General features: G+C 65.2%; 13 protein-coding genes. 5 read left to right on the top strand and 8 right to left on the bottom strand.

Annotated features, from left to right (window positions below):
* Positions 1 to 36 precede the first annotated feature (36 nt).
* Positions 37 to 1,290 carry an aldo/keto reductase gene (locus tag EP7_RS17885; RefSeq protein WP_463523141.1) on the bottom strand — a complete coding sequence of 418 codons (1,254 nt, stop codon included), beginning with the start codon at positions 1,288 to 1,290 and terminating at the stop codon, positions 37 to 39.
* Between the two features lie 285 nt (positions 1,291 to 1,575).
* Entirely contained in the window at positions 1,576 to 1,773 is a 198-nt protein-coding gene (csrA, locus tag EP7_RS17890) for a carbon storage regulator CsrA (RefSeq protein ID WP_463523143.1), read from the bottom strand.
* Positions 1,774 to 2,206: 433 nt separating this feature from the next.
* Here csrA and ispF point away from each other — a divergent pair, with 433 nt between their 5' ends.
* The 3 genes from ispF to ruvC all read left to right on the top strand — a co-directional run bounded on the left by ispF (position 2,207) and on the right by ruvC (position 5,090).
* Positions 2,207 to 2,722, top strand: a complete 516-nt coding sequence (ispF, locus tag EP7_RS17895) for a 2-C-methyl-D-erythritol 2,4-cyclodiphosphate synthase (protein WP_463523145.1) — start codon at positions 2,207 to 2,209, stop codon at positions 2,720 to 2,722.
* 176 nt (positions 2,723 to 2,898) lie between these two features.
* A complete protein-coding gene (cysS, locus tag EP7_RS17900; RefSeq protein WP_463523147.1) occupies positions 2,899 to 4,371 on the top strand; it encodes a cysteine--tRNA ligase in 1,473 nt (490 codons plus the stop codon).
* 158 nt (positions 4,372 to 4,529) lie between these two features.
* A complete protein-coding gene (ruvC, locus tag EP7_RS17905) occupies positions 4,530 to 5,090 on the top strand; it encodes a crossover junction endodeoxyribonuclease RuvC (RefSeq protein WP_463523149.1) in 561 nt (186 codons plus the stop codon).
* 25 nt (positions 5,091 to 5,115) lie between these two features.
* Here the strand turns inward: ruvC and EP7_RS17910 are convergent, their stop codons facing one another.
* From EP7_RS17910 to EP7_RS17925, 4 genes are all read right to left on the bottom strand, one after another.
* Complete coding sequence (locus tag EP7_RS17910; protein ID WP_463523151.1) at positions 5,116 to 5,517, bottom strand: DUF3224 domain-containing protein; 402 nt, start codon at positions 5,515 to 5,517, stop codon at positions 5,116 to 5,118.
* A gap of 177 nt (positions 5,518 to 5,694) precedes the next feature.
* Positions 5,695 to 6,156, bottom strand: a complete 462-nt coding sequence (locus tag EP7_RS17915) for an ArsR/SmtB family transcription factor (RefSeq protein WP_463523153.1) — start codon at positions 6,154 to 6,156, stop codon at positions 5,695 to 5,697.
* 357 nt (positions 6,157 to 6,513) lie between these two features.
* Entirely contained in the window at positions 6,514 to 7,428 is a 915-nt protein-coding gene (locus EP7_RS17920; protein WP_463523155.1) for a copper-binding protein, read from the bottom strand.
* A 42-nt stretch (positions 7,429 to 7,470) separates the two neighbouring features.
* A complete protein-coding gene (locus tag EP7_RS17925; RefSeq protein WP_463523157.1) occupies positions 7,471 to 8,238 on the bottom strand; it encodes a creatininase family protein in 768 nt (255 codons plus the stop codon).
* 160 nt (positions 8,239 to 8,398) lie between these two features.
* Here EP7_RS17925 and EP7_RS17930 point away from each other — a divergent pair, with 160 nt between their 5' ends.
* Together EP7_RS17930 and EP7_RS17935 are read left to right on the top strand one after the other, a co-directional pair.
* Positions 8,399 to 9,628 (top strand): Glu/Leu/Phe/Val family dehydrogenase, encoded by a 1,230-nt coding sequence (locus EP7_RS17930; RefSeq protein ID WP_463523159.1) that lies wholly within the window; start codon positions 8,399 to 8,401, stop codon positions 9,626 to 9,628.
* A gap of 15 nt (positions 9,629 to 9,643) precedes the next feature.
* A complete protein-coding gene (locus tag EP7_RS17935) occupies positions 9,644 to 9,916 on the top strand; it encodes a hypothetical protein (protein WP_463523161.1) in 273 nt (90 codons plus the stop codon).
* On the opposite strand, the gene EP7_RS17940 is transcribed toward EP7_RS17935, so the two are convergent.
* Positions 9,903 to 10,262 carry an epimerase gene (locus tag EP7_RS17940; protein WP_463523163.1) on the bottom strand — a complete coding sequence of 120 codons (360 nt, stop codon included), beginning with the start codon at positions 10,260 to 10,262 and terminating at the stop codon, positions 9,903 to 9,905. The genes EP7_RS17935 and EP7_RS17940 overlap by 14 nt on opposite strands.
* Before the next feature lie 85 nt (positions 10,263 to 10,347).
* Entirely contained in the window at positions 10,348 to 11,298 is a 951-nt protein-coding gene (locus EP7_RS17945) for a GDP-mannose 4,6-dehydratase (protein ID WP_463523165.1), read from the bottom strand.
* Between the last annotated feature and the right edge of the window lie 7 nt (positions 11,299 to 11,305).

Genomic DNA, 11,305 nt, shown 5'->3' on the forward strand with positions numbered 1-11,305 from the left:
GGTGGACCGGGCGGCCACCGATCTCGAGGGCTCAATTCATGACAGGCAGCGATCGACTCGCGGCAGCAACTTCGCGAAGTTCAGGCCGTTCGGGCAGGCCGCGCGGGCGGCCTCCAGGTCGGCTCCCGACCAGTCTCGGTCGGCGTTGGGTAACTCGGAGTAGAGCCGCTTGGCCTCTCCGCGGAAGCCGTGGTGGTCGTGGTAGGTCAGGAGCCGGGTCAAGTCGCCCAGCGAGGCCTCGGTCCCGGCCGCGCGGCCGCAACGCCCGTCGCAGTCGGCGCACAGGGTCGGGCCCACGGCCAGGAAACCGTCTCGTAGCTGATGAATTTCGGCCTTTGTCAGAGGCTTGGTGAACGACCGCGCGGCCTGGACGTTCTCGCGGATCTGCTCGATCGAGCGCATTGACACGCACGAGGTCGCAATCCGCTCGTCCGACCAGATCGCGTGCAGCAGCCCCTGGTAAGGGGTCAGGCCCTTTTCCTTGAGCATCGGCGTGCGACGGACGACCTCGGCGAGCGGGTCGATCTTGTCGTCGAGGCCCGCACCCTGTCCGGCGACCTGCTTCATCGAGATCAGGCCGATGCCCGCCTTGTGGCAGGCGTCGAGCGACCGATTCAGGTCATCGTCCTTGTCCAGCCAGGGGGTGTACTGGACCATGATCGCGTCGATGAACCCACCCTCGGCGGCCGACTTCAAATACTGCGCACGCTTCGCGTCGTGGCATGAGAAGCCGACGAACTTTGCCTTGCCCGACTTCTTGATCGCCTCGACCGTCTCGCGGAATTCCTTGCTCTTGGGGAGGTCGACGGGGTTCGATCCGCCGATCCCATGCAAGAAATAGAGGTCGACGTAGTCGGTTTGCAGCGTCTCGAGCCGCTTATCAAGCGTCTTGATCAGGTCGGACACCTTCTGCGGGTGGTCCTTCGTGACCAGGAAGATGTCCTTGCGGACTTCGGGCATCGCCTTGAACCACGACGCGATGCCGGGTTCCGAGCCATAAGAGGCGGCGGTGTCGAAATATCTGACGCCGTTGGCGTAGGCGAATCTGAGCAGTCGGTTGAGGCCGGGGTTTCGCCAGGTTCCCAGGTTCAAGAGCGTGACGTCGACGCCCGTCTTACCCAGAGTCCGCCTGGGCAGGGGGGGAAGCGGATCAACCTTCGGTATGCCCGGGGCCTGGGGGGCGGCCGACGCCAGTCCAGCGGTGGCTGACAGGGCCGCGGTTGCCAGGGTGCCCGACTTCAAGAACTCACGGCGATCGACTTGGAGCGGCGAATAATCCGACTGGGGCATGGGGCGACTCCCGGGGCTGCCGCGTCTCGGCCGTCGCGAAATCGGCCGGGCCGGCGGACCTTGGCCATTGATGCATTCTGGGCCCGATGTCCCAGGCTAGCACGCCCCTGACACACTCAGGCAACAAATTCCGCGGGCCGATCGGGACCAATGCCCTCGGCCCTCGTCCGCCAAATCTCGCCGACGCACCTTGTTCCCGGCGGCGTCATCCGCTATCGTTCCGCCTCGGCCGGTTGGCGACGAGGTCAACGGTTGAGCGGATCTGAATCTCCGCGGACAGGTCGATCAGATCTGAATGCTCACCGGCTGCTTCACGAGAACGCCATCGTGATGGTTCGGGGCGATCTCCTGACGGAAGACCGGGACGTGATGCGGGGCTTCGATGCCCAGGCGGACCTGATTGCGGTCGATCTTGACCACCGTGATCACGATGTCGTCGCCGATGACAATCCGTTCGTTCAGCTTTCGGCTCAGGACCAGCATGGCATCCTCCCTGGTTCGCCCATCGGGCGATCGACGGCGGGTTAACTCATGAGTGCGGCTGGAACAGTCGGGCATCCCGTGCCCCGTCGTCCACCGCGTTAACCCGCGATAGATTTAAGTATTGCACGGGCCATGCCGACATCGAACAACTTTTTTTCGAATCATTAAAGTCGGTCGCCTCTCCCAACTTGCGCCTCAGAAATTCTCCAGGGGTGTTCGCTCGTTCATTGTCATTTCGTGAAATTGACCTTGATCCTTGGTCATTTTGGCAGCCCATTGCCCCGTTCTCGCCCAGGGTTGCCGCGGAGGCCCTCCAGGCCCGAGATGCGGGAAGGATGGCCTTCGGAATGCCGAATGGATACCATCCTTTGCGTTGCACTCGACTGCGCACGGGCGGGCTTGGTTCCTCCCAACCGATCATGAAGGGGACGAAGTGCGGATTGGCATCGGCCACGACACGCATCGACTCGAGGCCAACCGGCCTCTGATCCTGGGCGGCATACGGATCGAGCATGAGCTGGGGCTGGCGGGTCACTCCGACGCCGATGTCGTGCTGCATGCCGTGGCCGATGCCCTGCTCGGGGCGTCGGCGCTCGGCGACATCGGCGAGCATTATCCGGACACCGACGCCCGCTGGTCCGGCCTGGATAGCGGCGTCCTGCTCGCCGAGGTCGTCGCCCGAGTCGCACGCGCCGGGTGGCGTCCCTCGAATCTCGACCTGACCGTGCACGCCCAGCGGCCGAAGCTCCTGACTCACAAGCCCGCCATCCGCGCCAACATCGCTCGGCTGCTCGGCCTCGACCCGTCGGCCGTGAGCGTGAAGGCCAAGACCGGAGAGCTGGTCGGCCCGATCGGCCGCGGCGAGGCCATCTCGTGCGAGGCCGTCGTCCTGCTGATCCCCTCGGCGATCGACGCCCAGGCGACCCCCGCGCCAACCGCTTCATGTTGAAGCCGCACGCGCCGCGATGGATACTCAGATGCTCCGGCGAGGGCGTGACCCGCCACCCGCGCACCCCCCCGCGGTCGCCTTCTTGCCTGTTTGACCTCTCTCGTTCGCGTGATTCGCCCGCCCCCGCCGGATCGGACGACCTTTAACGCACCTGACACGAACCGAAGCGACCGCCCATGCTCCGCCTTTATAATACGCTGACCCAGGCCAAGGAACCGTTCCAGCCCGTCGTGCCCGGCGAGGTCGGGATGTACGTCTGCGGGCCGACGGTCTACTCCAAGAGCCACGTCGGTCACATGGTCGGGCCGGTCATCTTCGACACCGTCAAGCGATACCTCAGCTATCGCGGATATAAGGTGACCTGGGTCGTCAACATCACCGACGTTGACGACAAGCTGATCGTCCAGGCGAAGAAAGAAGGGACTAGCGTCAAGGAGCTCGCCGAGCGCATTACCGGCGACTACCTCGATTGCCTGGCTTCCCTGGGCGTCGACGGCATCGACCACATGCCGCGCGCCACCGAGCACATCGCCGAGATCATCGAGATCAATCGGGGCCTCATCGAGAAGGGGTTCGCCTACGCGTCGGGCGGAGACGTTTATTTCGACGTTAGCCGCGCCCCCGAGTACGGCAAGCTCAGCCATCGTAACCCCGAGGACCTCGAGGCCGGCGCACGGATCGAGCCCAGCAGCCTGAAGCGGCACCCCGGCGACTTCGCGCTCTGGAAGGCCTCCAAAGAGGGCGAGCCCTTCTGGGAAAGCCCCTGGGGGCCCGGCCGACCGGGCTGGCACATCGAATGCTCGGCCATGAGCATGAAGCTCCTCGGCCCGCACTTCGACATCCACGGCGGCGGCATCGACCTGGTCTTCCCCCACCACGAGAACGAGGTCGTACAGTCCGAGTCCTTCAGCGGCCAGCAATTCGCCACCTACTGGATGCATAACGGCCTGCTGACCAAGGAAGGCCGGAAGATCTCCAAGAGCGACCCCAACACGATCGTCCTGATGGCCGACCTGATGGCCAAGCACGACGCGGACACCATCCGTGGCCTGCTCCTGTCCAGCCACTATCGGAGCCCGATCGACTACGGCCCGACCCGGCTCGACGAGGTCGCACGCAGCTTCCAGGCGTTCCGCAACCTCTTCGAACGGTTCGAACGGATGACCGGCGAGTCGTTCTACACCCTGGATGCGCCGAACCGAGAAGGGGAGGTTGGGCCCGAGGTCTCTACCGAGGTGTCCGACCGCCGCCGCGAGTTCCTCGAAGCGATGGACGACGACTTCAACACGGGGGCGGCCCTCGGCGAGCTGTTCGAGCTGGTCCGCACCCTGAATCGTCAGGCCGACGCCGACAAGCTCGAGACCGCCGGAGAGTCCGCATCCAGGGCCACCTTCCGCGCCGGGATCGTGGTCTTGAAGGAACTCTGCCAGCTCCTCGGCCTCTTCGGCAAGCCGCCCGCCAGGGCCGAGGCCGCCGCCGACACCCTGACGCCGGCCCTGCTCGACTTGCTGATGGACCTGCGAAAGCAAGTCCGGGCCAAGAAGGACTTCAGCCTCGCCGACTCGATCCGAGACCGCCTCGGCGAGCTCGGCGTGGTCCTCGAAGACCGTCCCGAGGGGACGCGCTGGAAGATCGAGCGAGGTTCCTGAACACGATCCTCAAGACCATGCGGGCGGCTCGATTCGCCTCCCGCATGGCCTGAGCATTTGTCTCCCACGGCTCGCCCTCGGATGCTACACTCTCCGTTGTAGGCCCGGGCCGACGCGGGTGCCGGCCGGCCGATCCCAGGGAAGGGAGCGACCCGACGATGTTGACTTCCGCGCGAGCCGACATGGATGACACGACCCCGCATGCTCACCCCCGCCGAGTCCTGGGCATCGACCCTGGGCTGAACGTCACCGGCTACGCCGTCATCGAGCCGTCCCGGAGTGGGACGTTCGTCGTCGAGGCCGGGGTGATCCGCCCTCGCAAGCCCGCCGGTGCCGACGCCCTGGCAGCACGCCTGGCGGTGCTACATAACGGCGTCCTGGAGATTATCGACGCGTTCACGCCCGAATCGATGGCGCTGGAGCAGGTGCACAGCCACGTCAGGCACCCGCGCACCGCCATCTTGATGGCACACGCGCGAGGCGTGATCATGCTCGCCGCCGCCTTGCGGGGGATCCCCGTCTCGGGCTATGCCGCATCGAGAATCAAGGCGACGCTCACCGGCAGCGGCGCGGCCCCCAAGCTCCAGATGCAGCACGCCATCAGAACCGAACTGGGCCTCGACCAGCTCCCCGAGCCGCACGACGTCGCCGATGCCTGCGCCGTGGCCATCTGCCATCTTCAGATCGGCCATATCTTGCGTACATTGCGCGATCATTAATCTCCGCGCAGGCCGCCTGATCGACTTATGCGGTCTCGGGCAACGAGTACTCGAAGCGGTATGAGTGCGCGTCGTCCGTGATTTCGATGGCCATCACTCCGGCGAGCCCGGCAAGCTCGCCGGTTCCCGAGTCGGGCACGACAGTCACGAGCAGATGTGGAACCCCTCGATCCATCGTCCCGCTGTGCTGGAGCGCGAAGCTGCCTTCACGCCCGCTCAAGGTCCCCGTGACGCGCTCCATCGCGACGTAGCCGGCCGATCCGCGTTCGGTGCGGAGGGCCAGCATCTCGCCCTTGCTGGTGGCCGCCAGGTCGCCTTGGAACTGCTTGTCGATGGCGAGCCTGCCGACTCCCGGGTCGCCGACACCCTCGACCGGCGCCTGCGGAGAGAGCTTCACCAGGAATAGCCCGCTTGCATGTGTCGCCATCACATCCTCCTGTTCGCATGGACAGAGGCCCGGAGGATAAACGACGCTGAGGCTCACGGGCAAGGTCGTCTCGTCCCGATCAACGGTCGGGAATCCAGGGGCGCATGCAAACGGCCCGCGTCCATCCGGGGTCGGAGGGCGCGGGCCGTCGTCGCTGAGTCGGGGGCGATTCTCGGCTCAGCCCAGCAGCGTCTTGACGACGCCGGCGAGGTCGTTGCCGGTCTCGGTCAGGCTGTAGAAGTTGTTCTTGCCCGAGCGGCGCGGGGCGATGACGCCGCCGTGGCGGAGCAGGGCCAGGTGGTGGCTGACGGCCGGCTGGCTCTGGCTCAGGCGGTCGCAGAGCGCGCCGACATGCTGCTCACCTTCGGACAGGATCAGGATGACCTGAAGGCGGGTCGGGTCGCTGACGTGCTTCAGCAAGGTGGAGGCGCGCCGGGCCTTCTGCAGGCTTTGGGCCTCGGCGGTCGCCTTGGCCTTCTTCACGGACGCCTTGATGGCGGGGGCCTTCTTGGGGGCGGCCTTGACGGCGGGGGCCGGGGCCGGCGCGGCGGCCTTCGGTGTGGCGGCCTTGGCGGCCGCCTTGGGTGCGGCGACCGGTGCGGGCTGGGCTTGCTTGGCGGCGGCCTTGGTCGGGGGCATCGCGTGAGGCTCCTGGTTCCGGGACGTCGTCATCATCGGCGGGTGTCGATCATGCGGAGGTCGGTCCCGGGCGTACATTCCATCTCGTCGATCGGTAGGACAAGCAATGTCCGCGCCGGGGACACGCGAGAGTCTCGTGGCCCGGCACACCGCCGACGTGCCGGCCGTCTTCTGTGGACAGTCCATGCATCGGTGGCGGTTAGCTACTTCCAATCTAGCACGCGTCGTGGAATAGACAATATCAATCTTCTAAATGGTCAATGGTCTAAGACCTTTCAGACGTCATGGTCCCTCATGAGTCGATCTTTGGGGCGTGAGGGCCTTCCGAGACGGCCCGATTCCTCCATGCGACGGCCTCTAGGGCAGCAGGCTCGCGACCGTCTTGAGCATCTCGGGGGCGGTCCATTCGTTGGCCGTGCCACCCACGTCCAGGCGGGCTAGCCGGCCGTCGGGGCCGATGACCGCCGTCGTCAAGTTATGGATGATCTCGTCTTTCGTCGGCCCATACATCAGGCCCAAGGGGGCGGCAACCTTCGACAGTTCCTCGTGCTGGGCGACCGCGAAGGTCCAGAGCGGAGGCGCGGCGCCCTGCAATTTCGCGTGCTTGGACAGCACCTCGGGCGTGTCGTGCTCGGGGTCGAAGCTTATCGACAGCAGCCTGACCTTCTCAGCACGGCCCGAGACCGCGCCGACCAGAGATGCAAGCGCCGAGAATCGCCGATCCATCGCCGGGCAGAAGTTCGGCAGCGGGCATCTCGTGTAGATAAACGTCAGCACCACCACCTTCCCGCGCAACTCCGACAGCCTCAGCGGCTTCCCCTCCTGAGTCGTCAACGCGAAATCGGGGACTTCCTGCCCGATTTCGAGCCGCGCGGGGGTCGCCTTCAGCGTCGCCCCGCCCTTGCCCAGGTTCAGGGTCATGGTGGGCGGTGGGGCCATCTCGGTCACTTCGAGCTTCGTCAGGAAGGAGTCGTCCCCCTTCACCGCGAGCGTCCCGGCGACCTTGTCACCCACCTGCACGTCGTCCAGCAGGGCCTTGTCGCGGACCCGGAACGGCATCGTCATCGAGGGCATGTACCCATCGATCGCCTCGTGCTTGATCGTCACGCCGAGCGTCGCGGGGTCAACTGCCCTGACGATTCCCACAACCGGATAGTCGAATTCCGCGGCCTTTTTAACCACGCTTTCGACCTTGGGCGCGGGGGCAGCCGCGTCGCCGCAGCCGCTAAATCCTGCCAGAACGCATGCCGATGCCAGGCCATGTTGAACCATCGAGTGCCTTGACATTATCACTTTGAGCAAGCGCATCTCGCCTCAATAAGGGAATCGTTCGTCCGCCGGCGAGGCCGACAGCTCGATCAGGAAATCCGCAAGCCGGCCGACGACCACCTCCGTCATCGCCCGGCCCTTCTCCGCCGACGCGGGCCGAGGGTCGCCGGCCCCGCTGTTCGTCGTCAAGAGGTGCCAGGGGCGGGTGATGTCCACCCAGCCATTGTTCACCGCCTCGAACCGCGTCGCCGCCATCGTCCCGGCGTCGGCCTGCTCGCTGAAGACCAGGGCCGGCGCGTGCGCCAGCATCATGCTCGTCTCCATCTCACCGGCGTGGTCGCCCGGGTCTTCGAAGATCTCCGAGTCCTTCCCCTTGGCGGCCCGCCACCAGTTGCACAGGAACAGGTGCACAGGTGACTTCGAGAATTGCTCGCGCAAGACCCACTTCAGGTCATTCCCCCCGTGCCCGTTGAGCAGGAGGCACTTGCGGATCCCGTGCACGGCCAGCGAGTCCACCACGTCGACGATCACGCGCGCGACCGTCGACGGGTCGAGGTTGATCGCCAGCGGGAACCGCATCTGGTTGGTCTCGGTGCCGAACGGGATCGTCGGCAGCCGCAGCACCCTGGCGCCCTTCGCGTGGGCCCTTTCGCAGGCCAGGTCGGCCACCGCGTCCACCTGATAGGTGTCGGTCCCATAGGGAAGGTGCAGGTTGTGGGGCTCGGTGGCTCCCAGCGGCAGGACGGCCACCTCGAAGGGGGGGGCGTCCTTCACGGCCTGGTAGTTTAACTCGGCGAGGTGCCAGGGACGCATAAGTCGGCGGGCTCGCGTGGTGTCGGCATTGGGACGGGCCACCCGCGCGTTGCGGGTGTGCGTCGTGGTCCGGTAGGATCTGTGGGCGGCGCCGAGGCCATCGCACCCCGTTGCGGTTGCGCCGCTCCCACGATCACTTGATACGGAGATCAACCGCCCGATGCAAGCCTTCGAGGCCACGAACCTCTATTTCGACCGAGCGGCCAGGCTGCTCGACCTCTCCGACAACACCCGCACCATGCTCATCGTCCCCGACCGCGAGCTGCGCGTCGAGGTCGCCATCGAGATGGACTCAGGCCAGATCGGCAACTTCATCGGCTACCGCGTCCAGCACGACAACGCACGCGGGCCGTTCAAGGGGGGGCTCCGCTACCATCCCCACGTCGACGTCGACGAGGCCCGTTCGCTCGCCAGCTTGATGACCTGGAAGACGGCCGTCGTCGATCTCCCCTACGGCGGGGCCAAGGGGGGCATCAACTGCGACCCTTCGAAACTCTCGCGCGGCGAACTCGAGCGCGTCACGCGCCGGTTCACCCAGCAGATCCACGACTTCATCGGCCCCGACAAGGACATCCCGGCCCCCGACGTCGGCACCGACGGCCAGGTGATGGCCTGGATCATGAACGAATACAGCAAGTTCCACGGGTTCCATCCCGCCGTCGTCACCGGCAAGCCGGTCGAGTACCACGGCTCGGCCGGCCGAGAGGCCGCAACCGGCTACGGGGTCGCCCTCATCTGCCGAGAGGCCCTCAAGCGCGAAGACCGCGAGGTCGCCGGCACCTCCTTCGCCCTCCAGGGCTACGGCAACGTCGGCAGCTTCGCGGCGCGCTTCCTCCACCGGATGGGAGGCAAGATCGTCGCCGTCTCCGACGCCTTCGGCGCCCTGCTCAACCCGCAAGGTATCGACATCCCCGCCCTCGACGCCCACGTCGCCGCCCATCGCAAGGTCATCGGCTTCGGAGGAGCCAAGGCCGGCTCCAACCACGACCTCCTGACCATGCCCGTCGACGTCCTCATCCCGGCCGCCCTCGGCGGAGTCTTCGACGCCAAGCTCGCCCGAGAGGTCAAGGCCACCATGATCGTCGAGGCCGCCAACGGCCCCACCTGGCCCGAGGCCGACGACGTCTTCCACGAGCGAGGCATCACTGTCGTCCCCGACATCCTCGCCAACGCCGGCGGCGTCATCGTCAGCTACTTCGAGTGGGTCCAGAACCTCCAGCACTTCCGCTGGCCCCTCGAACAGATCCAACGCGAGCAGGAAACCCGGATGGTCGAGAGCTTCGACAAGGTCTACGAGACCGCCAAGAAAAAGTCCGTCAGCCTCCGAACCGCCGCCTTCCTCGTCGCCATCTCTCGGGTGGGGCGTGCGCGGGTCCTGGGTGGGATCTGAGCGAGGAAGAAGCCGATGGCGACTCCGTCGCGGATCGACCACGAATTCACGCTGACGCTCGGGGGTTTTCCGAAGGCGGGGACGAAGGCCGCCTTCCGGGAAATCGCCGAGATCCTCATCGTTGGAACAATGCATGACGCCGCCCCGACTCTCCGGGACGGACGCATCTACGTCAACTTCTGCCGCAAGGCCGCGACGATTCGGGCCGCGGTCTCATCAGCCCTGCGAGACGTCGAGAGGCTCGGCCTGACCACGGTCAACATTGAAATCCACATCATTCATGACTGAACCGAGCGATCCAACCCTCGTCCGAATAAAGCTCCCCGCACAGTCCATCGGAGATCTCTCTCAGGTCGGACACTGTCTGGTCGCCAAGTTCAATGGAGACCCTCAGGTCTTCTTCTTGCTCGAGCAGCCAAAGGAGATTGTGAATAGTTCGATCGACGCTTTCTGACACGAGAGTCATCGCGAATTCTCGATCGCTCGGAGACATTTGCGACAGGCGAGCATGGATATTTACGGATTCCTCTCCTTTCATTCGTCCATCTTCGATCATCTTCAACTGTTGGATCGTCTGGTCACGAACATGTTCCATGAGCAACTTACCAAACAGGTCCAAAGCGGCTTTCGACATCGTTGCTTACCTTAACTTGGAATCCAACGCTCTTGCCACGAAAGAACCCCGGTTTACCCCGTCAGGTTGATGACAGAGACTACGCTCAGCATTCAGATCTGCACCAATCGACATACCGACGAATGCCCTCTGCAAACACGGTTGACGGCGAATATCCAAGATCTGCGGCGGCCCGGCTAATATCCGCGCACGTCATCCGCACGTCGCCAGGCTGCTCGGGCTTTCGTTCGATGATCGGCTCTCGGCCGACGGCGCGGCCGATGGTCGCGATCATCTCCGAGAGGGCCACCGGATTGGTGTTCCCAAGATTATAAATGTGGTAGCCCGAGCATTCTTCGATCGCGCGGACGACGCCGTCGACGATGTCCTCGACGAAGGTGTAGTCGCGTTTGGTCGATCCGTCGCCGAACATGGGGACGGGTTCGCCCCGCTCGATGAGGGCGGTGAACTTGGCGATGGCCAGGTCGGGTCGGTTGCGGGGTCCGTAGGCGGTGAAGAAGCGGAGTCCGGTGGTGGGCAAGGCGTGGAGGTGGTGGAAGGTGTGGGCGAGTAGTTCGCAGGCTTTCTTGGTTGCGGCGTAGGGGCTGACCGGGTTGTCGACTGAGTCGCTCTCGCGGAAGGGGGCGTTGTCGCGGTCGCCGTAGACGCTGGAGCTGGACGCGTAGACGAATTTGGGGAGGGTCGAGAGGCGTGATGCGGCCTCGAGGAGGTTCACCGTCCCGGTCACGTTCACGTCGGCGTACAGCGAGGGCTGCTCGATGCTCGGGCGCACGCCGGCCCTGGCGGCGAGGTGGACGACCGCGTCGGGCCTGATCTCATCGAAGATCTTGTCCATCAGCGGCTTGTCGCGGATGTCGCCCTGGATCAGGCGGAAACGTTCGTGGCCCATCGCGGCGGACAGGTTTCGGCGCTTGGTCGCCTCGGCATAGAACCCGTCGAAATTGTCGAGCGCCACCACCTCGCCGCCATCGGCGAGCAGGCGGTCGACGAGGGTCGAGCCGATGAATCCGGCCCCGCCGGTGACGATCGTCCGCATGGTCGCG

It is taken from the genome of Isosphaeraceae bacterium EP7 (assembly GCA_038400315.1).
GTDB lineage: Bacteria > Planctomycetota > Planctomycetia > Isosphaerales > Isosphaeraceae > EP7.